The organism is Pseudorhodoferax soli, from assembly GCF_003337555.1.
In the GTDB taxonomy this organism is placed as follows: domain Bacteria; phylum Pseudomonadota; class Gammaproteobacteria; order Burkholderiales; family Burkholderiaceae_C; genus Pseudorhodoferax; species Pseudorhodoferax soli.
Genome location: NZ_QPJK01000016.1, coordinates 56415 through 76839 on the forward strand (window position 1 = coordinate 56415; position 20425 = coordinate 76839).

Annotated in this window: 19 protein-coding genes and 1 pseudogene; 13 read left to right on the plus strand and 7 right to left on the minus strand. The window is 67.2% G+C overall.

From position 1 onward, the window contains the following. Positions 1-38: 38 nt before the first annotated feature. The gene (locus DES41_RS35680; protein ID WP_281277268.1) at positions 39-1214 is read right to left on the minus strand and encodes a pyridoxal phosphate-dependent aminotransferase; all 1176 of its coding nucleotides are present in this window, start codon (positions 1212-1214) and stop codon (positions 39-41) included. Between the two features lie 72 nt (positions 1215-1286). On the opposite strand from DES41_RS35680, the gene DES41_RS35685 reads away from it, so the two are divergent. Beyond that, positions 1287-1517, plus strand: a complete 231-nt coding sequence (locus tag DES41_RS35685) for a hypothetical protein (protein WP_114472438.1) — start codon at positions 1287-1289, stop codon at positions 1515-1517. A gap of 3 nt (positions 1518-1520) precedes the next feature. Here the strand turns inward: DES41_RS35685 and DES41_RS35690 are convergent, their stop codons facing one another. Next, positions 1521-2795: a branched-chain amino acid ABC transporter substrate-binding protein gene (locus DES41_RS35690; protein WP_114472439.1), complete on the minus strand. Its 1275-nt coding sequence runs from the start codon at positions 2793-2795 to the stop codon at positions 1521-1523. A 99-nt stretch (positions 2796-2894) separates the two neighbouring features. On the opposite strand from DES41_RS35690, the gene DES41_RS35695 reads away from it, so the two are divergent. Further along, complete coding sequence (locus tag DES41_RS35695) at positions 2895-3281, plus strand: Hsp20/alpha crystallin family protein (RefSeq protein ID WP_114472440.1); 387 nt, start codon at positions 2895-2897, stop codon at positions 3279-3281. A gap of 40 nt (positions 3282-3321) precedes the next feature. Here the strand turns inward: DES41_RS35695 and tsaD are convergent, their stop codons facing one another. Continuing rightward, positions 3322-4350, minus strand: a complete 1029-nt coding sequence (gene tsaD, locus DES41_RS35700; RefSeq protein WP_114472441.1) for a tRNA (adenosine(37)-N6)-threonylcarbamoyltransferase complex transferase subunit TsaD — start codon at positions 4348-4350, stop codon at positions 3322-3324. A gap of 66 nt (positions 4351-4416) precedes the next feature. Here tsaD and DES41_RS35705 point away from each other — a divergent pair, with 66 nt between their 5' ends. The 8 genes and pseudogenes from DES41_RS35705 (at position 4417) to cobA (ending at position 14860) form a co-directional block, all read left to right on the plus strand. Further along, complete coding sequence (locus tag DES41_RS35705) at positions 4417-5634, plus strand: nitrate regulatory protein (protein ID WP_114472442.1); 1218 nt, start codon at positions 4417-4419, stop codon at positions 5632-5634. Positions 5635-5959: 325 nt separating this feature from the next. Continuing rightward, positions 5960-7216, plus strand: a complete 1257-nt coding sequence (locus DES41_RS35710) for a CmpA/NrtA family ABC transporter substrate-binding protein (RefSeq protein ID WP_114472443.1) — start codon at positions 5960-5962, stop codon at positions 7214-7216. A gap of 20 nt (positions 7217-7236) precedes the next feature. Then, entirely contained in the window at positions 7237-8160 is a 924-nt protein-coding gene (gene ntrB, locus DES41_RS35715; protein ID WP_114472444.1) for a nitrate ABC transporter permease, read from the plus strand. Then, positions 8157-8963, plus strand: coding sequence for an ABC transporter ATP-binding protein (locus tag DES41_RS35720; RefSeq protein ID WP_114472445.1), 807 nt, complete (start codon positions 8157-8159; stop codon positions 8961-8963). The genes ntrB and DES41_RS35720 overlap by 4 nt, the downstream gene beginning before the upstream one ends. Positions 8964-9085: 122 nt before the next feature. Continuing rightward, positions 9086-10288: pseudogene (locus tag DES41_RS35725) on the plus strand (NAD(P)/FAD-dependent oxidoreductase); the annotation flags it as partial. Between the two features lie 8 nt (positions 10289-10296). Next, entirely contained in the window at positions 10297-13068 is a 2772-nt protein-coding gene (locus tag DES41_RS35730) for a nitrate reductase (protein ID WP_114472447.1), read from the plus strand. A 74-nt stretch (positions 13069-13142) separates the two neighbouring features. After that, positions 13143-14051 carry a DNA-binding protein YbiB gene (gene ybiB / locus DES41_RS35735; protein ID WP_114472448.1) on the plus strand — a complete coding sequence of 303 codons (909 nt, stop codon included), beginning with the start codon at positions 13143-13145 and terminating at the stop codon, positions 14049-14051. Then, positions 14048-14860: a uroporphyrinogen-III C-methyltransferase gene (gene cobA, locus DES41_RS35740; protein WP_114472449.1), complete on the plus strand. Its 813-nt coding sequence runs from the start codon at positions 14048-14050 to the stop codon at positions 14858-14860. Before ybiB ends, cobA begins: the two co-directional genes overlap by 4 nt. A 155-nt stretch (positions 14861-15015) precedes the next feature. Here the strand turns inward: cobA and DES41_RS35745 are convergent, their stop codons facing one another. Genes DES41_RS35745 through DES41_RS38170 form a run of 4 tightly spaced genes read right to left on the minus strand, consistent with a single transcriptional unit; the run spans position 15016 to position 17985 of the window. Then, complete coding sequence (locus DES41_RS35745) at positions 15016-16110, minus strand: nucleotidyltransferase domain-containing protein (protein ID WP_170168397.1); 1095 nt, start codon at positions 16108-16110, stop codon at positions 15016-15018. Continuing rightward, positions 16103-17035 carry an HprK-related kinase A gene (locus tag DES41_RS35750; RefSeq protein ID WP_245966033.1) on the minus strand — a complete coding sequence of 311 codons (933 nt, stop codon included), beginning with the start codon at positions 17033-17035 and terminating at the stop codon, positions 16103-16105. Before DES41_RS35750 ends, DES41_RS35745 begins: the two co-directional genes overlap by 8 nt. Beyond that, on the minus strand, positions 17032-17313 hold the full coding sequence (locus DES41_RS38640) for a hypothetical protein (protein WP_170168398.1): 282 nt from the start codon (positions 17311-17313) through the stop codon (positions 17032-17034). The genes DES41_RS35750 and DES41_RS38640 overlap by 4 nt, the downstream gene beginning before the upstream one ends. 48 nt (positions 17314-17361) lie before the next feature. Beyond that, positions 17362-17985, minus strand: coding sequence for a hypothetical protein (locus tag DES41_RS38170; RefSeq protein WP_147283052.1), 624 nt, complete (start codon positions 17983-17985; stop codon positions 17362-17364). Positions 17986-18331: 346 nt separating this feature from the next. On the opposite strand from DES41_RS38170, the gene DES41_RS35760 reads away from it, so the two are divergent. The 3 genes from DES41_RS35760 to DES41_RS35770 all read left to right on the plus strand — a co-directional run bounded on the left by DES41_RS35760 (position 18332) and on the right by DES41_RS35770 (position 20404). After that, entirely contained in the window at positions 18332-19534 is a 1203-nt protein-coding gene (locus DES41_RS35760; RefSeq protein WP_114472453.1) for a BaiN/RdsA family NAD(P)/FAD-dependent oxidoreductase, read from the plus strand. 118 nt (positions 19535-19652) lie between these two features. After that, positions 19653-19865: a 30S ribosomal protein S21 gene (rpsU, locus tag DES41_RS35765; RefSeq protein WP_007833691.1), complete on the plus strand. Its 213-nt coding sequence runs from the start codon at positions 19653-19655 to the stop codon at positions 19863-19865. A gap of 80 nt (positions 19866-19945) precedes the next feature. Further along, positions 19946-20404, plus strand: a complete 459-nt coding sequence (locus DES41_RS35770) for a GatB/YqeY domain-containing protein (protein ID WP_114472454.1) — start codon at positions 19946-19948, stop codon at positions 20402-20404. Positions 20405-20425 lie beyond the last annotated feature (21 nt).

Here is a 20425-nt window from a genome sequence, read left to right on the forward strand (position 1 = left end):
ATGCAATTATATGCAAATCGGTAGGTATGCAGCGGCTGTCAGGCAGAAGGATTGCGAAGCCAGCGATCCAGTCGCTCGGCCCCCTGCACCAATCGCTGCAGATCGCGGGACGCGAAGCACCAGCGCAGCCAGCCTTGCGCCTGCGGCGCGAACGCCGACCCCGGGGCCAGGCCCAGGCCAGCTTCCCGTACCAGGCGCTTGGCCACGGCCAGTGAATCGTCGACCCCTTCCAGGCGGAAGAAGGCGTACATCCCGCCCTGCGCAGCCGATACGCGCACTCGCGGCATGGCGGCCAGCAAAGGCACCAGCGTGTCGCGGCACTGGCGCAGATGCGCCACCACGCGCGGCGTGACCTCGCTGCGGCCCGCCAGTGCGGCCAGGGCCGCGCGCTGTGTGAACACGCTGGCACAGGAAGTGTTGAATTCGATGAGCTTGCCCATCGCCTGCGTCAGCGTGGCGGGCATGACCAGCCAGCCAAGCCGCCAGCCCGTCATCAAGAAGCTCTTGGAGAAACTGTGCACCACCACCAGCCGGTCTTGCGGCTGCGCTTGGTCGAGGAAGCTTGGCGCGCAGGCCCGTGGCGAGGGCGCGTAGTACAGGCGCTCATAGACCTCGTCGGCCAGGATCCAGGTGCCGGTGCGGCGGCAATGCGCAAGCAGTGCAGCCTGCTCTTCGGCGCTCAGCGTCCAACCGGTGGGGTTGTTCGGGGCATTGACGATCAACAGCCGGGTGGTCGGTGTGATGGCGGCCAGCAACGCGTCCAGATCCAGCGTCCACCGCCCCTCCCCTGGCCGCAGCGGCACGCAGCGCAGGCGCGCGCCGAGAACGATGGGCTGGGCCGTGAGGTTGGGCCACACGGGTGTCACGGCCACCACCTCGTCGCCTGGATCGACCAGGCACTGGACGGCCAGCATCAAGGCATTGACGCCGCCTGAAGTGACAGCGATGCGGTCCGCCGCCACCGGTCCATGCAACTCCGACATGTAGCCGGCGATGGATTCGCGCAGTTCGGGCAGGCCCAGGTTGTGGCTGTAGAAGGTCTCGCCCCGCTGCAGCGAGGCGATGGCGGCGTCGCGGATGAACGCCGGCGTCACCTCGTCGCTTTCACCGAACCAGAACGGCAGCACGTCGTCGCGGCCGATACCGGCATTGGCCACCTCGCGGATCTGGGATTCGGCGAGGTCCTGGATGGCTTTTCTCATGGATTCGGGCAAAGGTTCACGCGGCGGCCCATGGTAGCGGCCGCTCGCCCGCCAGACACTGCTGTGTCCTCGGGAGAAACCATCATGCACATGTCCATGCCCCTGTCCGCTGCGTGCCTCGCGCTGAGCCTGCTGACCACCCTGCCAGCCATTGGCGCCAAGGCCCAGGACGCCACCGCGGCCAAGAAGAAGACCGCCGCACCCAAGTTCATTCCCAACAGTTCGCAGGAGAGCGCGCGCGAACGCGAACGCCGGCTGCTGCGTGAATGCAAGGGCCGCCCCAACGCCGGCGCCTGTGCTGGCTACGCCAGCTGAGCTTCAAGCCCCTGGCCGCACCATCTGGCAACTGGTTGGCATCTCGGCGCGAGCGGCCGCCACCTGCTTGATCACGCGGAAGCCGTAGCCCGAGCCTTCCACGTCGAATTTGACGCCCGGTGCGCCCTGCCGGTCCATCACGCCCACAACCAGGGTCTGCTGGAACTGGTGGTCGGATGCCCGCATGCGGCCGGTCTGCCCGTACAGGGTCACATGGGCCTGCTCCAGCGCCGCGCCCACCTTCACGGCATCCAGGCTGTCTGCCTTCTCGATGGCCTGGGCCAGGGCCTCGACCATGAGCTGCATGCGCATGTGGACGTAGTCGTCCGCTGGCTTGGAATAGCGCTGGCGAAAGGCCTGGTAGAAGGTCTCGCTCGGCGCGGTCTGCAGGTTGGGCAGCCAGTCGGCCACCGCGATCACCTTGCCGATGCCGGCATCGCCCAGCGCCGCCGGCGCGCCCAGCGCGTTGCCGTAGAAGGTGTAGAACTTGCCCTCGAAACCGGATTCGCGCGCGGCCTTGACGAGGAGCGTGAGGTCGTTGCCCCAGTTGCCGGTGATGACGGCGCCGGCGCCGCTGGCCTTGATCTTGGCGGCGTAGGGCAGGAAGTCCTTCACGCGGCCCATGGGATGCAGTTCATCGCCGACGATGGCCACGTCGGGCCGCTGCGCCTGCAGCTGCCGCCGCGCCTCGCGCAGCACCGCCTGGCCGAAGCTGTAGTCCTGGCCGATCAGGTAGGCGCTCTTGACCGTCTCGTCCTCGCGCAGCACCTCCATGAGCGCAGCCATGCGCATGTCGGCATGGGCGTCGAAGCGGAAGTGCCAGAAGCTGCAGCGCTCGTTGGTCAGGATGGGGTCGACCGCCGAGTAGTTCAGGTACAGCGCGCGGCGCTTGGGCTCGCGCTCGTTGTGCTTGTTCAGTGCATCGAGCAGGGCCGCCGCCGTCGCGGACGAGTTGCCCTGGGCCACGAAGCCCACCCCATCGTCGATGGCCGAGCGCAATGCGCTCAGTGCTTCCTCGTTCTGGCCCTTGCTGTCATAGCGCGCGATGGCCAGCGGACGCGCGCCGCCGGACAGCTTGATACCGCCGCGTGCATTCACGCGTTCGGCCGCCCACACGAGGTTGCGGAACACCGCCTCACCGGTATTGGCGAAAGGGCCGCTCAGAGTCTCGATCATGGCCAGGCGCACCGGCGCCGGCTGCGCCGCCACAAATGGAAAGGCCGTCACAGATAGCGCTGCTGCGGCGCTTTTCAAGACCCGTCGACGTGGTACGTGCATTCAAAAAATCCTCTTGAAAATCAAAGCGATGCACGCAGATTGGAAGCATGCGGCGCTCACGGTGAGAGCCGCGGAGTGTAAAGAGACCAGGAGTCCCTCATGTTCTTCGCCCCCGTCATCCGTCAGGCCAACTACAGCCCCGCCGTACGTTCGCTGGACCGCAGCTTCGAGCGCTTCTTCAACGACGTCGCCTACGTGCGCCAAAGCGGCACCAAAGGCCACAGCCTGAGCCAGGACGACAGCAGCTGGACGCTGTCCGTCGACCTGCCCGGCGTGGCAAAGGACCAGCTCAACATCGGCATCGAAGGCGCCGTGGTGCGCATCGAAAGCACCGAGGCAGCGAGCCGCAAGGTCAAAGCCGCCTACGAGTTGCCACTGGAGATCGACGCCACCGCGAGCACGGCCACGCTGGAGAACGGCGTGCTGATGCTCAAGCTGGCCAAGAAGCTGCCACAGAGCAACGTCACCGCGCTGTCCATCCAGTAAGCCCGCTCCGCGCTCCGCACCGCCCGGCGCCGTCTGGTTTTCAGATGGCGTCGAGCGGCCAGCGTGGCTTCACGTCGAAGGCATAGCGCTTGTCGGCCTGTTGCACGCCCGCCTGCATGCGCATGGCCGCAGCCATGGCGATCATGGCGCCGTTGTCGGTGCACAGCGCCAGCTCCGGGTAATGCACCCGCAGCCTTCTCTTCGCGCACGCAACATCGAGCTGCGCACGCAATTCCCGGTTCGCCCCCACCCCACCCGCCACGACCAGGCGCTGCAGACCGCTCTCCTTGAGCGCGGCCAGCGACTTGCGCACCAGCACCTCGACGATGGCCGCCTGGGTGGAGGCCGCCAGGTCGGCACTGCGCGCCGGCAGCGTCTCGCCCAGCTTCTTGGCCTGGGTCAGCACGGCGGTCTTCAACCCCGCGAATGAAAAATCCAGGTCGCCGCTGTGCAGCAGAGGCCGCGGCAACGCGAAAGCCTTGGCATCGCCCTGCTCGGCCAAGCGCGCCAGCGCCGGCCCGCCCGGATAGCCCAGGCCCATCAACTTGGCCGACTTGTCGAAGGCCTCGCCGGCCGCGTCGTCGATGGTCTCGCCCAGCATGGCGTAGCGGCCCACGCCGTCCACGCGCATGAGCTGCGTGTGGCCACCGGACACCAGCAGCACCACGAATGGAAACTCCGGCGGATCGGCACCCATGAAGGGCGAGAGCAGGTGCCCCTCCAGGTGGTGCACGCCCAGCACGGGCTTGTCCAGTGCCGCGCCCAGCGCGCAAGCCACGCCGGCACCCACTAACAGCGCACCGGCCAGGCCCGGGCCGCGCGTGTAAGCCACGACATCGACCTCTGCGACACTGCGGCCCGCCTCGCGCAACACGGTCTCGGCCAGCGGCAGCGCGCGGCGGATGTGGTCGCGACTGGCGAGTTCGGGCACCACGCCGCCGTAGTCGGCGTGCATGCGCACCTGGCTGTGCAGCGCATGCGCCAGCAGCCGCGGCAGCCGCGTGCCCTCGGACTGCACCAGCGCAACACCCGTTTCGTCGCAGGAAGATTCGAATCCCAATACCAGCATGGGGCGCGAGTGTAGTGAGCCGGCAGGCGCGGCACGGTTGTTGCTCTGAATTCCATGGCCACTACGATGAAATCTGGACTGCATTTTTTGATTGCCGCGCGCGAATGCGAGATCGGCGACCTCGAACAGCTCACCCTCACCGGCGAGCTGGTGGGTGTGATCGGCCAGCTGGTGCACGCGCTGCAGCGCGAGCGGGGGCTGTCCAACCTGCTGCTCGGCTCGCGCGGCACGCGCTTCGCACAGGCACGCGAGCACCAGCTGCGCGAATGCGATGCCGCGGCCTTGCAGCTGCGCCAGCATTTCGACGCCATGGACACGCAAGGCACGGCGGTGCGCAACGGCGCGAGGCTGTTCGGCCGCATCGCCACGGTGTTGCAGGCGCTGGACGGATTGCCGGCGCTGCGCAGCGACATCGCCGCCCTGGCGGTCACGCCGCAGGCGGCCACGGCCGCTTTCGTGCGGCTTGTGGCCGGGCTGCTCCAGGTGGTGTTCGAGGCCGCCGACAGCGCCACCGACCCGCAGATCTCGCGTGCGCTCGTGGCCTTGTTCAACTTCATGCAGGGCAAGGAGTTCGCTGGACAGGAGCGTGCCTTCGGCGGCACCTGCTTCGCCGAAGGCCAGATGGAGAGCAGCCGCGCCCAGCAATGGCTGGAACTCATCGAATCGCAGGAGCGGTGCTTTCTCATCGCGCTCGACTTTTCCGACACGGCCGTGCAGGCCGCCTGGCGCGGCGCCGTCGACACGCGCACCCAGGCCGACCTCGAACGGCTGCGCCGCATCGGCTGCACGCTGCGCGCCGACGGCCTGCTCGACCCGGAACTGGCCCAGGGCTGGTATGACTGCTGCACCCAGCGCATCGACGCGATGCGCGGCGTCGAGGAACTGCAGGCCGCCCAGCTGTTGCAGCTGTGCGCCTCGCGCATCGCTAAGGCGCGCGACGAACTGCGCAACCACGAGGCCATCCGCGACGCGCTGGTGCGCACGGCCGGAACGAGCGACGCGGGCGAACAGGTGCCGAACTACGGCCCGCACCTGGAGCGCTCCATCCTCGACCTGGTGCAGGACCAGGCACGCCGGCTGCAGCAGATGGCCGACGAGCTGGACACCGTGCGCGCCTCGCTCAACGAGCGCAAGATCATCGAGCGTGCCAAGGGCCTGCTCATGGCCACGCGCAAGCTCAGCGAGGCCGACGCGCACAAGATGCTGCGCCAGACCGCAATGAACCAGAACCGCAAGCTGCTGGACGTGGCGCAGTCGGTGCTGGCGCTGTCCGACTACCTCTGAACGGTGCGTGCCGCGCCGCACGAGTTTTGTGCCCGGGCCACGGCGCGCACCATCTTCGCCCATGCACCATGCCAGCGGCACGCCATCAACAATCCACCACAAGCTGTTGATTTGTATGGGAAGCATGCGCTGAGCACCGTCATCAACCAGGCTGGCACGCGACCTGCATAGCACCAGCACACCCGAGCCAACGGCGGCCTGGGTTCAAGGCTTCAGGGCCACAAGGACAACGGCGTCCATTTCTCGAACCGCGACATGTCGCGGTCAGGAAATGGACGCCGTTTTTGTTTTCCAGCTTCCCTTCTGTTCCATCCCAGGAGTTCGCATGACCCTACACGCTCCCTCCCGCCCGGCCCCGGCACGGCGCGACTTCATCCGCAAAGCCGGCGCCGTCGCGACCACCGCCCTGCTGGGCGACCTGGTCACGCGCGGCGCCTGGGCCGCGGGCTCCGATGCGCCCGAAAAGAAGGAAGTGAAGATCGGCTTCATCCCGTTGACCGACTGCGCCAGCGTGGTCATGGCCTCGGTGCTGGGCATCGACCAGAAATACGGCGTCAAGATCATCCCGAGCAAGGAAGCCAGCTGGGCCGGCGTGCGCGACAAGCTCACCAACGGCGAGCTGGACATGGCCCACGTGCTGTACGGCCTGGTCTACGGCGTGCACGTCGGCGTCGGTGGCCCCAAGAAGGACATGGCCGTGCTGATGGGGCTGAACCGCAACGGCCAGGCCATCACGTTGTCCAAGCAGCTGGCCGACAAGGGTGCGGTGGACGGCCCGTCGCTGGCCAAGCTGATGGCCAAGGAAAAGCGCACCTACACCTTCGCCGGCACCTTCCCCACCAGCACGCACACCATGTGGCTGAACTACTGGATGGCGTCCGCAGGCATCAGCCCCGTGGCGGACGCCAAGGTCATCGTGGTGCCGCCGCCGCAGATGGTGGCCAACATGCGCGTGGGCAACATGGACGGCTTCTGCGTGGGTGAGCCCTGGAACCAGCGCGCCATCATCGACAAGATCGGCGTGACCGCGATCACCACCCAGGACATCTGGAAGGACCATCCCGAGAAGGTCCTCGGCACGCAGGCCGACTACGTCAAGGCCAACCCGAACACCTGCCGCGCCGTGATGATGGCCGTGATGGAGGCCGGCAAGTGGATCGACGCCAACTTGCAGAACAAGGCCAAGATGGCCGACGTGGTGGCCGAGAAGTCCTTCATCAACACCAGCGCCGACGCCATCAACCAGCGCATCCTGGGCCGCTACGACAACGGCATGGGCAAGACCTGGGACGACCCCAACCACATGAAGTTCTTCGACGACGGCGCGGTGAACTTCCCCTACCTGTCCGACGGCATGTGGTTCCTGACCCAGCACAAGCGCTGGGGGCTGCTGAAGGAGCACCCCGACTATCTGGCGGTTGCCAAGCAGATCAACCAGATCGACCTCTACAAGGAAGCCGCCAGCGCGCTGAAGGTCAGCGTGCCCAAGGACCCGATGCGCTCCAGCAAGCTGCTGGACGGCGTGGTCTGGGACGGCAAGGACCCCGCCAAGTACGCCGACGGTTTCAAGGTCAAGGCCTGAGCGCCAGAAAGGAGCACCCCATGGTTTCCGCTGTCTTCCATTCCCCCATCGAGGCCATCGCGCCCGATGCCGCGCCGCGCGACCTCAAGGTCGTGCCCAAGGCCGCCGCCAACGACGCGCCTTCTGCTGCTGCCCCTGCCCCCGTGCGCAAGCTGCCCTTCGACTGGCGCGGCCTGTGGCTGCGCGTGCTGCCGCCGCTGGCCGGGCTGGGCCTGCTGGTGGTGCTGTGGGAGATCGTCTCGGTCACCACGGCCGGCAGCATCCCGACGCCGCGCGACACCTGGGCGCAGGCCGTCGACGTGTTCAGCAACCCCTTCTACAGCAACGGCCCGAACGACCAGGGCGTGGGCTGGAACGTGCTGTCCTCGCTGCAGCGCGTGGCCATGGGCTTCGGCCTGGCGGCGTTGGTGGGCATTCCAGCGGGCTTCGCGATCGGGCGCTTCACCTTTCTGTCGCGCATGTTCAACCCGCTGATCGCCCTGTTGCGACCCGTGTCACCGCTGGCCTGGCTGCCGATTGGCCTGCTGGTGTTCAAGGGCGCGAACCCGGCCGCGATTTGGACCATTTTCATCTGCTCGATCTGGCCCATGATCATCAACACCGCGGTGGGCGTGCAGCGTGTGCCGCAGGACTACATGAACGTGGCCCGCGTGCTGAACCTGTCGGAATGGAAGATCGTCACCAAGATCCTGTTCCCGGCCGTGCTGCCCTACATGCTGACCGGCGTGCGCCTCGCGGTAGGCACGGCCTGGCTCGTGATCGTGGCGGCCGAGATGCTGACCGGCGGCGTCGGCATCGGCTTCTGGGTCTGGGACGAATGGAACAACCTCAACGTCAAGAACATCATCATCGCCATCTTCGTGATCGGCATCGTCGGACTGCTGCTGGAGTACGCGCTCATCAAGCTGGCCTCCGCTTTCACATTCGAAGAGGTGAAGTCATGAGCGACAAAAAGTTCATCGAAATCCAGGGCATCGAGCAGACCTTCAAGACCGCCCGCGGCCCCTTCATCGCGCTGCGCGACATCCATCTCACGGTGGCCAAGGGCGAATTCGTCGCGTTGATCGGCCACTCGGGCTGCGGCAAGTCCACGCTACTGAACCTGATCGCCGGCCTGACCTTGCCGACCCAGGGCACGCTGCTGTGCGCCAACAAGGAGATCGCCGGCCCCGGGCCCGAGCGCGCCGTGGTGTTCCAGAACCATTCGCTGCTCCCCTGGCTGACCTGCTTCGAGAACATCTACCTGGGCGTGGAGCGCGTGTTCGGCAGCAAGGAGAGCAAGGCCCAACTGAAGCAACGCACCGACGCCGCGCTCGCGCTGGTTGGCCTGACGCCTGCCACGCACAAGCGCCCCGGCGAGATCTCCGGCGGCATGAAGCAGCGTGTGGGCATCGCCCGCGCGCTGGCCATGGAGCCCAAGGTGCTGCTCATGGACGAGCCCTTCGGCGCGCTGGACGCACTCACGCGTGCCAAGCTGCAGGACGAGCTGCTGGCCATCGTGCAGAAGACGCAGAGCACGGTGGTGATGGTCACGCACGATGTGGACGAGGCCGTGCTGCTGTCCGACAAGATCGTGATGATGACCAACGGCCCGGCCGCCACCATCGGCGAGGTGCTGAGCGTCGACCTGCCGCGCCCGCGCAACCGCGTTGAACTGGCCGAGGACCGCGACTACGTGATGTACCGCAAGGCCGTGATCGACTTCCTCTACACGCGCCAGGCGCATGTGGAGAAGCACGCCGCGTGAGGCCGCGGTGCCACGCACAGCCTTCATCCGCGTCGCTGGCCTCTGCCGGCGCAGGACGGCGGCGCGCGATGGGGCGGGCAGGCTGTGCGATCGACCGCCTGCATCTGTAGAAAGGCCAACCCATGAAGAAGATGAAACTCGTGATGGTGGGGAACGGCATGGCTGGCGTGCGCACGCTGGAGGAGTTGCTCAAGATCGCGCCGGGCCTGTACGACATCACGGTCTTCGGCGCCGAGCCCCATCCCAACTACAACCGCATCATGCTGTCGCCCGTGCTGGCGGGCGAGCAAACGCTGGACGAGATCGTCCTGAACCCGTGGAACTGGTACCGCGACAACGGCATCACGCTGCATGCGGGCAAGAAGGTCGTGTCGGTGGACCGCCGCCAGCGCACCGTGCGCGCCGAGGACGGCACCGAGGCCGCCTACGACCGGCTGCTGCTCGCCACGGGCTCCAACCCCTTCATGCTGCCGCTGCCGGGCGCAGACCTGCAGGGCGTGGTGGCCTACCGCGACATCGCCGACACGCAGGCCATGATCGAGGCGGCCATGACCTACCGGCATGCCGTGGTGATCGGCGGCGGACTGCTGGGCCTGGAAGCGGCCAACGGCCTGAAGCTGCGCGGCATGGAGGTCAGCGTGGTGCACCACGGCGACTGGTTGATGGAGCGCCAGCTGGACTCCACCGCCGGCGCGCTGCTGCGCGGCGCGCTGGAGCAGCGCGGCCTGCACTTCCTGCTCAACGCGCACACAGCCGAGATGCTCGGCAACGACCAGGGGCGCGTGTGCGCGGTGCGCTTCCAGGACGGACGCGAAGTGCCAGCCGACCTGGTGGTGATGGCCGTGGGCATCCGGCCCAACATCGCGCTGGCGCAGCAGATGCGCCTGCACTGCGAACACGCCATCGTGGTGAATGACACCATGCAAACCGTGACCGACGCGCGCATCTACGCGGTCGGCGAATGCGCCCAGCACCGGGGCGTGGCCTACGGCTTGGTGGCGCCGCTGTTCGAGCAGGGCAAGGTGGCGGCCAACCACCTGGCCCAGCATGGCATCGGCCGCTACCAGGGATCCCAGACGTCGACCAAGCTCAAGGTCACGGGCCTGGACCTGTTCTCGGCCGGCGATTTCAAGGGCGGCGAGGGCACGGAGGAGATCGTCATGAGCGACCCGTTCAGCGGCGTCTACAAGAAGCTCGTGCTGCAGGGCGACAAGCTGGTCGGTGCCTGCCTGTACGGCGATACCGTGGACGGCAACTGGTACTTCGAGCTGCTGCGCGAGGGCCGCGATGTGGGCGCACTGCGCAACCAGCTGATGTTCGGGGAACCCACCGCATGAGCCCTTCCACCCAGACCCGCTCCACGTGCCCCTACTGCGGCGTCGGCTGCGGCGTGGTCATCGAGGCGCAGGCCGGCCAGATCATCGGCGTGCGGGGCGATCCGGACCACCCCGCCAACTTCGGCCGGCTGTGCACCAAGGGCTCGACGCTGCACCTGACCGCCACCGCGGAGGTCACGCGCCAGACGCGCTTGCTGCAGCCCATGCAGCGCGCAGCGCGCGGCGCGGCGCCGCAGCCGCTGGGCTGGAACGCAGCGCTGGACGGCGCGGCCGAGCGCTTCGCCCGCGTGATCGCCGAGCACGGGCCGGATGCCGTGGGCTTCTACCTCTCGGGCCAACTGCTGACCGAGGACTATTACGTCTTCAACAAGCTGGCCAAGGGGCTCATCGGCACCAACAACCTGGACACCAATTCGCGCCTGTGCATGAGCAGCGCGGTGGCCGGCTACAAGCAGACATTGGGCGCGGACGCGCCGCCGGCCTGCTACGACGACCTGCAGCACGCCGGCTGCCTGTTCATCGTGGGCAGCAACACGGCCTGGGCGCACCCCATCCTGTTCCGCCGCATCGAGGACGCCAAGCGCGCCAACCCGGCGCTTCAGATCGTGGTGGTGGACCCGCGCCGCACCGACACCTGCGAGATCGCCGACCTGCACCTCGCCCTGCAGCCGGGCACCGACGTGATGCTGTTCCACGGCATGCTGCACCTGATGCTGCGCGAGGGCTGGACGCAGCCGGGCTACATCGCGGCCCACACCAGCGGTTTCGACGCGCTCGCCGCCCTGGTGCGCGACTGCACGCCCGAGGCCGTGGCCCAGGTCTGCGGCATCACGCAGAACGCGCTGGCCCGGGCCACGCGCCTGTTCGCCACCTCGCCGGCCACGCTGAGCCTGTACTGCATGGGCATGAACCAGTCGACCAGCGGCACGGCCAAGAACGCGGCGCTGATCAACCTGCACCTGGCCACGGCCCAGATCGGCCGCGCCGGCGCCGGCCCCTTCTCGCTGACCGGCCAGCCCAATGCCATGGGCGGGCGCGAGGTGGGCGGGCTGTCCAACCTGCTGCCCGCGCACCGCGACATGGCCAATGCCACCCACCGCGCGGAAGTTGCGGCGTTCTGGGGCGTGGAGAGCATCCCGGCCCTGCCTGGCAAGAGCGCGATCGAGATGTTCCAGGCCGCGGCCGACGGCGAGATCCGCGCGCTGTGGATCGCCTGCACGAATCCGGCCCAGTCCATGCCCGACCAGGCCACCGTGCGGCGTGCGCTGGAGCGCGCGGAGTTCGTCGTGGTGCAGGAGGCCTTTGCCGGCACCGCCACCTGCGCCTTCGCCGACCTGCTGCTGCCGGCCACGACCTGGGGCGAGAAGGAAGGCACGGTCACCAACAGCGAGCGGCGCATCTCGCGCGTGCGGGCGGCCGTGCCGCCATCGGGCGAGGCGCGGCACGACTGGACCATCGCGGCCGACTTCGCGCGCCGGCTGGCCGGCCGGCTCGGGCGTGGCGCAGCGCTGTTCCCGTACCGCACGCCCGAGTCGGTCTGGAACGAGCACCGCGAGACCACGCGCGGCCGCGACCTGGACATCACCGGCATGGACTACGCCATGCTGGAGGCCGCGCCGCAGCAGTGGCCGCTGCCGGCAGGTGCCACGCAGGGCAAGCCGCGCCTGTACGAGGACGGCCGCTTCGCCACGGCCGACGGCCGGGCGCGCTTTGCCGCCGCGCCCTACCAGCCCGTGGCGGAGCCGCGCGACGGGCGCTACCCCTTCTCGCTGAACACCGGCCGCCTGCGCGACCAATGGCACGGCATGAGCCGCACGGGCACGCTGGGCCGGCTGTTCGGCCACGTGCCCGAACCCACGGTGCAGATGCATGCGCAGGACATGGCCCGCCAGCACCTGGCAGAGGGGGACCTGGTCTACCTGACCTCGCGGCGCGGCAGCATCGTGGTGCCGGTGGCGGCCAGCCCCGACCTGGGTGCCTCACAGGCCTTCATCGCCATGCACTGGGGGCCCGAATACCTGGGCGGGCGCAGCAGCACCGGCACGGCCCTGGCCGGCGTGAACGCCCTGACGACGCCTGCGCACTGCCCTGTCTCCAAGCAGCCCGAACTCAAGCACACCGCGGTCAAGATCCTCAAGGCCGAGCTGCCCTGGTCGCTGCTGGCCATGGCCTGGCTGCCCGAAGACCAGGCGCTGCGCGTGCGCGCGCAGCTGCGCGCGCTGGCTGACGCCCTGCCCTTCGTGAGTTGCGTGCCGTTCGGCGGCACGGGGCGCACCGGCGTGCTACTGCGCGCCGCGGGCCACGAGGCGCCGGACAGCAGCCTGCTGGCGCAGATCGAGCAGCTGCTGGGCCTGTCGGGCTCGGACACGCTGCGCTACGCCGATCCACGGCGCGGCCAGCGCCGTGCCGTGCGGCTGCAACGCGAGGGTGCAGCCGCCCATGTGGTGGGCGTGCTGCTGGCCGGTGACACGCGCGCAGAGGCCTGGATCCGCGCGCTGTTGCAAGACCAGCTGCCGGCGCAGGATTTCGGCCGCCAGCTGCTGTCGTTCCAGGCCAAGGCGCCAGCCGGTGTCCAGTCACGCGGCAAGGTCGTGTGCAGCTGCTTCGGCGTCAGCGAGTCGGCCATCCGCGACAGGCTCAGCCAGTGCAGCGGCAGCGGCGAGCAACGCCTGGCCGCGCTGCAGGGCGCGCTGCAGTGCGGCACCAACTGCGGCTCCTGCGTGCCCGAGCTCAAGCGCATGGTCCGCGCCACGGAGGCGCTCGCATGAACGCCCTACCCTGCGCCGACGGCATAAGCCGACTCACGATCCGGCATAAGCCCTGCGGGACAATCGCCCCAACCATGGGAAGCATTGCGCACTACATCAAGGAAATCGGCCGCGGCGCACGGGGCGCCAAGCCGCTCGCGCGCGAGCAGGCGGCCGATCTGTTCGGCCAGATCCTGGACGGGGCGGTGACCGATCTGGAGATCGGCGCTTTCTGCCTGGCCATGCGCGTCAAGGGGGAGACCACCTCCGAGATGGCCGGCTTCCTGGACGCCACGCATGCCCGTCTCGCCAAGCTGCCGGCCAGCGACCGGCCGGTCGTGGTGCTGCCAAGCTACAACGGGGCGCGCAAGCTGCCGGTGCTGACGCCGCTGCTGGCCTTGCTGCTCGCCCGCGAGGGCCTGCCGGTGCTGGTGCATGGAAGCGCCACCGAATCGAGCCGCGTGCTGGCCAGCGAGGTGCTTGCGCTGCTCGATCGGCCGGCCTGGTCCAGCCTCCGCCGGATCGGCGATGGCGAGGTGGCCATGGTGGGCACCGAATTGCTGCACCCAGGCCTGCAGCGCCTGCTCGATGTGCGCCGCGTGGTCGGGCTGCGCAACGCCGGGCACAGCGTCGTCAAGCTCATGCAGCCGGTGGACGGCCCGGCCGTGGTGATCGGCAGCTACACCCATCCGGCGTTCGCTGCCGTCATGACCGAATTGTTCGAACTGCTGGGCATGACGGCCCTGCTCTCGCGCGGGCTGGAAGGCGAGGTCGTCAGCGACCCGCGCCGCACGCCGCAGCTGGACGGCTTCCTGCGCGGCCGGCCGGTCCCCCTGCAGGCCCAGCAACCCGGCACGCAGGCCGAGGTGCCAGGCCTGCCTGCCTCGATCGCCGCAGCCGACACCGCCGAGTACACGCGCAGCGTGCTGGCCGGCCGCCTGCCCGTACCGCCGGCCATCGCTGCCCAGGTCGACCACATCCTCCAATTGACGTCCCACGCATGAACACGACCACCACCCCACCGCTGGGCACCTGCACGCTGGTCGGCGCAGGCCCAGGCGACCCCGAACTGCTGACGCTCAAGGCCGTCAAGGCCATCCAGGCCGCGACCGTGCTGTTGGTCGACGACCTGGTCAACGACGCTGTGCTGGCCTGGGCGAGGCCCGAGGCCCGCATCGTCCATGTGGGCAAGCGCGGCGGCTGCAAAAGCACGCCGCAGGCCTTCATCGAGAAGCTCATGGTGACGGCCGTGCGCGACGGTGAGCACGTGGTGCGCCTGAAGGGTGGCGACCCCTTCATCTTCGGCCGCGGTGGCGAGGAGATCGAGCACCTGCGTGCCGAAGGCATCGCCTGCCAGGTGGTCAACGGCATCACGGCGGGGCTGGCGGCCGTCACCTCGCTCGGTGTGCCGCTCACGCACCGCGACCATGCGCACGGCGTGGTGTTCATGACGGGTCATGCCAAGCCGGGCCATGCGGCCATGGACTGGCGCGCCGTCGGCGCCAGCGCGCATGCGCTGGGCCTGACCTTGGTCGTGTACATGGGAGTGGGTGCCGCCGAACAGATCGCCGACGGCCTGCTGCAGGCCATGCCGGCCGACACGCCCGTCGCCATCATCGAAAACGCCAGCAAGCCGGAACAACGCCACGCGACAGCGCGGCTGGGCCAGCTCATCAGCACCTTGAACGACAGCGGGCTCGGCAGCCCCGCCGTGATCGTGGTGGGCGACGTGCTGCGTGCCATGGCCTCGGCGGAGTTCACGGCCCAGACTTCGGCGCTCGCCATGCACCAGGAAGAACGCCGCCTGGGCTGACAGGTGGTGAGCCTGCCGGCCTTGCTGCACAAGTCGTGGCAAGAAAGAGGGTCACCACGTGCAAGTCGCGGTCCGGCGCCGAGTCCCAAACGAGCAAACAGCCGCCAACAGTTCGTCGCTGACCCCCTCTACCCGAACGACGACCTGGCCCGCCTTCAGCCCGCCTGCTGGATGCCAGTCCGCGCCGGGAAGCGCGCCATGTAGGCTTTGCGGATCAGGTGCGGAAGCAGCAAGTGCAGTGGCATGCGCAGCCAGTGCGAGCGCACATAGAGTAGCCAGCGGGCGAGACGAGCCGTCGGGCTGTCGCAGCTCGGGTGGTTGGGCCGCACCGCCTGTTCAAGCAGTGCCGCAACGAGCGACGTGGCGAGCCCGCGGGAAAGGTACGCATCCAACGCGGCCGTTGCTTCGCTTGGAAGGGGCAAACCGAAGAGGCGCTGCACCTGATGGAGCAGGTGGAACAGCGGCTCCTCCAGGCCCAGCTCCCTGGCACGCGCCAGCAACGCAGACCAGAACGCAGGCTCGCGGCCGAAGTGCAGCAGCAGGTCGCGCAGGTCGAGCAGGTCGCGCAGCCCATGGTCGAACTCGCTCTCCTGGTACAGATGGAGGGCACTGTGCAGCACCATGTCCTCGGGACCAAGGACGAAAAGGCCGCTCGAGCCGACCGGCCGGACACGCTCGAGCAAGCGCTTCGCATCGACCTTGAAACGCGAAGTCGGCGGCGCAATCGTGTGGTGCAGGTCGATCACGCTGCCGCGTTGCACATGCCGCAACGGCGGCACCTCGTGCATCCACTCGCGGTAGTAGCGCTGGTTGTAGGCGTCGCGCTCCTCGCTGATCCAGCCGCCCGCCAGCAACGCCCCCTCTACCACGGCGATCTGGCCACGCTCGACCATGATGTCGAGGTCGGAAAATATGCGCGCGCGTGCCGGTGGGAGTTCCGCGAACAGGTACGCCGCGCCCTTCAGCAGTACCACCGGAGTTGTCAGACCATGCAGCGCGCGTCGCATATGGGCCACTTCGGCCAGCACGTCATGACGCTGCCGCTGCACGAGACGCAGGGCGCCTCGAAGATAGTGCTGCTGCGGCGAAGGCAGCGAGGCAAGGCCGCCGTCCTGGTCCTCGAAATGACGAGCCAGCCGAGGCAGCAGGCGGGCACGCCGCGCCTGACCCATCAATATTTCCCAGTCGGCCGGCGAAAATTGTTCCGTCCTGACCTGGGCTTTCCAAACGCTGCTCAACAGATCAGTCATCGCGGCGTTGCGTGAGCGCAGCATCGGCGAGCCGGTCGAACACGGCCACTGCGTCGTCCAGTCGGCCGTAACTGAACTGATAGCAGTCGCTCATCCCGATCATCGCCGTCAGCGCTTCGAAACCAGTCAGCCCGAGCAGCGTGTAGTTGAACGAGTTGCTGCCAAGCTCAAGCACACTGTGACCGCGTGGGCGCTGCACGAGTTCGGCAGGAGCATCGGCCACGTACTTTGGAAAGATGACCCAGCGCGGCACGGCCGTCTCGCCCATGCGATCCAATGCAGCGACCGGCACCTTCATGTGGGTCACCGAGCCCTTCGTCGTGCCGTGTGTGGTGCGGCTGAACACCGCATCGGGGACAAAAGCTCCAATCACCTCGATCGACTTGTTCTTCAGGCTGATCGGCCGCACAGCAGGCGTGATCGCCGCACCGTCCAGGCTGACGAGGGCGATCTCGTCGGACAACAGCCGCCAACCGCGGTGCACAAGGCCTGCACACAGCGTGCTCTTTCCAGATCCTGGCGGCGCAGCCAACACGGCGGCGAAACCGTTGCGCTCAACGACCGCGGCGTGCAGCATCAAGTACTGGTGCGCCCGCGTTGAGACGCACCAGTTCATCGCCCATTCGAGTTGCGGATAAGCGTGCGATTGCGGCAGCGGTTCGAACGGATAGAAGCCGTCTGTGCTGAAGCGGACTTGGCGGTGCCACCACCGATGGATCCCTGCGCCAGGTTCCATCACGAGGGAAAAATCGGCAAAGCTGGCCGGATCGTCAAGAGGATAGTCTGCGTAAAGAACGCGCAGGCCATCAACGATCGGCGGCAGGGTCGACTTGATGCGGTAGCCGAACGGCCCCGCGCGGATCACAAGCTCGCCCTCTGCAAGCCGGCGCCGAAGCGACGCATCCGTCAAGCTCGCCAGGATCACCGGGTCTCCGCTCGGACCAGACCAAGGCCGCTCAGAAATTCGAGACCCGTCATGACACGCGGAACCAACACCTCGGCTTCCGGCCATTGCAGATCAGCGCGGATCTGCGTTTCGATCTCAGGCAGACTCAGTGGCCCACTCTCGAGCGCCATCAGGCTGGCTGCCATCAAAGCGTCCGCGACCAAGGTCTGCGCCGAGCTTTCATCAAAGATCACCCATTCATCGCCCCACTGCCGCCAATGCAGAACCGCCAGTTCGTTCAGCTGCCAACGCTCCATCGAACGGCTACGGCCCGATGGCAGGCAGACAAAGCGTGCCGTATGCGCTCAAAGATTCTCCAGATAGGTCGTGAAGAAGCTGTACGCATTCTGGTTGCCCGTCAGATAGAAGCCGAGCACCTCGGACGAAGTGTAGGGAAAACCGTAAGGGAGCAGTGCCCCTTGCTCGCCCGCCTTCGCGTTGAGGTAGGCGCAGAGCCAATGGCGCTCGGACGTGCTTGCGTACGTCGACTTGCTCATCAGCTCGAACAGCGTCAGCGATCGCAAATTGGATGGCGCCATGGTCAACACGGTCGAAACCTTCTCCCTCCAATCCACAGGCCACGGCCGTTTAGGCTCACCGGTCTTGTTGGACTGGCCCCACCATCCGGGGCTTTTACCGCCCGCCGGAACCCTCTCCGTATCTGGACCGAAGGAATGGGCGGCCGACTGCACGCCAGACAAAGTACACAGCCCCTCCTTACCGCTTGTTCCAATGCAGGTATAGACGGTCGATTGCGAGGTCGCCAATGCACCGATCGGCGTCAGTGCAGCCAATGCGGTCGCACTTGCGGTGGTCCCGCGGAGCAGTAGTCGGCGACGGGCCAAGGCCGCGCTCGACATGCCGTGAGCGGCCGACTGGTGGTCGTCGCTCGGCCGCGAATTATCCTGAACTGGAGACATATTGCTCATATTGAACCTCGACAGAAGCGACGGTCATCCCAAATTCAGACGTCACCGCACACCTGAAGATCGATATTTCATCGCGATAAAGAACTCAGAAGCAATTTCCGGGCCGTCGTCATCAGCGACCCTTTTCTTGTTTTAAATTAAGGGCTTAAGAAAAATTGCCGCAAAATAATCGGAACATGCAGCTTACAAGTGTAAGCTCCGTCGACGAGCATTCGAGCGCTGAAGCCTCGCTCGTTCGCGCCACTTTTGCGCATTACTGCACCGCCGCGCTGCCAGTTGGCATTGCCAATGCCGACCGCACTCCAATCGCCCCGCAACACGCGCAGATCGCGTACGCAACCGATCCATGGACCACTTCGACGTCACCATCCTCGGCGCCGGCGCCGCCGGCCTGTTCTGCGCCGGCATCGCAGGCCAGCGCGGCCTGCGGGTTCTGCTGCTGGACCACAGCGCCAAAGTCGCGGAGAAAATCCGCATCTCCGGCGGCGGCCGGGCCAACTTCACGAACATGGAGGTCGGCCCGCGCAACTTCCTGTCCGACAACCCCAACTTCTGCCGCGGAGCGCTCGCTCGCTTCACGCCTCGGCAGTTCATCGCGCTGCTGCAGCGCGATGGCATCGGTTTCCACGAGAAGCACCGCGGCCAACTGTTCTGCGACCGCTCGGCCGAGGACCTGATCGACCTGCTGCTGCGCGAATGCGCGGCCGGCCAAGTGACGCGCTGGCAACCCTGCGCCGTGCACGAGGTGCGCACCGGCGACACACCCGCGCGTTACGTGCTGTCTACCGACCGCGGCGAGGTGCATTCCCATTCTGTGGTGGTCGCGACCGGTGGCCTGTCCATCCCCAAGATCGGCGCCAGCGACTTCGGCTACCGCCTTGCGCGCCAGTTCGGGCTGCGCCTGGTCGAGCAGCGGCCGGCGCTGGTGCCCTTGACTTTCGACGAGCGGGCCTGGCAGTCCTTCGCGCAACTGGCCGGACTTTCCCTGCCCGTGGACATCGCAACAGGGGAGAAGAAGGCCCGCACCAGTTTCTCGGAAGACCTGCTGTTCACGCACCGCGGCCTGAGCGGCCCGGCGGTGCTGCAAATCTCGAGCTACTGGAAGCCCGGGACGCCCATCGGCGTGGACCTCTCTCCACAGACCGCACTGCAGCCCACCCTACAGGAAGCCAAGCTCAGCACACGACGCCTGCTTCCAAATGTGCTGGGCGAGCACCTGCCCGCGCGCCTCGCCGCCGCCTGGACGAGCGCCGATGCAACTTGGCAAAGGCCGATCAACGAGACGGCCGACAAGGCGCTCAACGCTCTGGCCAGCAGCCTGCACGCCTGGCAGGTCACGCCCACCGGCACCGAGGGCTATCGCAAGGCCGAGGTCACCGCCGGCGGGGTGGACACGCGTGACCTGTCGTCTCAGACCATGGAGTCGCGCCAGCCCGGCCTGTACTTCATCGGCGAAGTGGTCGACGTAACGGGCTGGCTTGGTGGTTACAACTTCCAATGGGCTTGGTCCAGCGCGTACAGTTGTGCCCACGCCCTCGCATTGCCATGAATGCGCGCTATAATGCTTGGCTAACTCCGGCCTACCCTCAGCGGGCCATATGCTTTTGAGTTGAGGAAACCCCGGCCACGGCTCCCGATCTTGCCCGGCCAATCAGCCAACGAGATACATGACCACCATTCGCGTTAAAGAAAACGAGCCGTTCGACGTCGCACTGCGCCGCTTCAAGCGCACCATCGAAAAACTGGGCCTGCTGACCGACCTGCGCGCCCGCGAGTTCTATGAGAAGCCCACGGCCGAGCGCAAGCGCAAGAAGGCTGCTGCCGTGAAGCGCCACTACAAGCGCGTGCGCAGCATGCAGCTGCCCAAGAAGCTGTACTGATCCAGCACCCGACCGGCTCACGGTTGAAGGCCCGCCCTGGTGCATCCAGCGCGGGCTTTTTTCATTCACAGGATTGCACCATGGACAACACCCCGACCCTCAAGGACCGCATCACCCAGGACATGAAGGACGCCATGCGTGCCAAGGACGCCGAGCGCCTTTCCACCATCCGCCTGCTGCTGGCCGCGCTGAAGCAAAAGGAAGTGGACGAGCGCATCACGCTGGACGACGTTGCCGTCGTCGCCATCGTGGACAAACTGATCAAGCAGCGCAAGGACTCCATCACCGCTTTCGCGCAAGCCGGCCGCCAGGACCTGGCCGACAAGGAAGCTGCCGAGCAGCGTGTGCTGCAGGCCTATCTGCCCGAGCGCATGGACGCCGATGCCGTGCTGGCCGCCGTGCGCGCCTTGGTGGCCCGCCTCGACGCCAAGGGCCCCGGCGACATGGGCCGCGTGATGGCCGCGGCCAAGGCCGAACTGGCCGGCAAGGCGGAGATGGCCCATGTGTCTGCAGCCGTCAAGCAGGCTCTGGCCGGCTGAACTTGCCAAGGTTTACAGGTC

Bases quoted from the DNA above. Each gene is read 5' to 3' on its own strand.
- DES41_RS35685 (WP_114472438.1), top strand. From the start codon at position 1,287: ATGCACATGTCCATGCCCCTGTCCGCTGCGTGCCTCGCGCTGAGCCTG.
- DES41_RS35690 (WP_114472439.1), bottom strand. From the start codon at position 2,795: ATGCACGTACCACGTCGACGGGTCTTGAAAAGCGCCGCAGCAGCGCTA.
- DES41_RS35695 (WP_114472440.1), top strand. From the start codon at position 2,895: ATGTTCTTCGCCCCCGTCATCCGTCAGGCCAACTACAGCCCCGCCGTA.
- tsaD (WP_114472441.1), bottom strand. From the start codon at position 4,350: ATGCTGGTATTGGGATTCGAATCTTCCTGCGACGAAACGGGTGTTGCG.
- DES41_RS35705 (WP_114472442.1), top strand. From the start codon at position 4,417: ATGAAATCTGGACTGCATTTTTTGATTGCCGCGCGCGAATGCGAGATC.
- DES41_RS35710 (WP_114472443.1), top strand. From the start codon at position 5,960: ATGACCCTACACGCTCCCTCCCGCCCGGCCCCGGCACGGCGCGACTTC.
- ntrB (WP_114472444.1), top strand. From the start codon at position 7,237: ATGGTTTCCGCTGTCTTCCATTCCCCCATCGAGGCCATCGCGCCCGAT.
- DES41_RS35720 (WP_114472445.1), top strand. From the start codon at position 8,157: ATGAGCGACAAAAAGTTCATCGAAATCCAGGGCATCGAGCAGACCTTC.
- DES41_RS35730 (WP_114472447.1), top strand. From the start codon at position 10,297: ATGAGCCCTTCCACCCAGACCCGCTCCACGTGCCCCTACTGCGGCGTC.
- ybiB (WP_114472448.1), top strand. From the start codon at position 13,143: ATGGGAAGCATTGCGCACTACATCAAGGAAATCGGCCGCGGCGCACGG.
- cobA (WP_114472449.1), top strand. From the start codon at position 14,048: ATGAACACGACCACCACCCCACCGCTGGGCACCTGCACGCTGGTCGGC.
- DES41_RS35745 (WP_170168397.1), bottom strand. From the start codon at position 16,110: ATGACTGATCTGTTGAGCAGCGTTTGGAAAGCCCAGGTCAGGACGGAA.
- DES41_RS38640 (WP_170168398.1), bottom strand. From the start codon at position 17,313: ATGGAGCGTTGGCAGCTGAACGAACTGGCGGTTCTGCATTGGCGGCAG.
- DES41_RS38170 (WP_147283052.1), bottom strand. From the start codon at position 17,985: ATGAGCAATATGTCTCCAGTTCAGGATAATTCGCGGCCGAGCGACGAC.
- DES41_RS35760 (WP_114472453.1), top strand. From the start codon at position 18,332: ATGGACCACTTCGACGTCACCATCCTCGGCGCCGGCGCCGCCGGCCTG.
- rpsU (WP_007833691.1), top strand. From the start codon at position 19,653: ATGACCACCATTCGCGTTAAAGAAAACGAGCCGTTCGACGTCGCACTG.
- DES41_RS35770 (WP_114472454.1), top strand. From the start codon at position 19,946: ATGGACAACACCCCGACCCTCAAGGACCGCATCACCCAGGACATGAAG.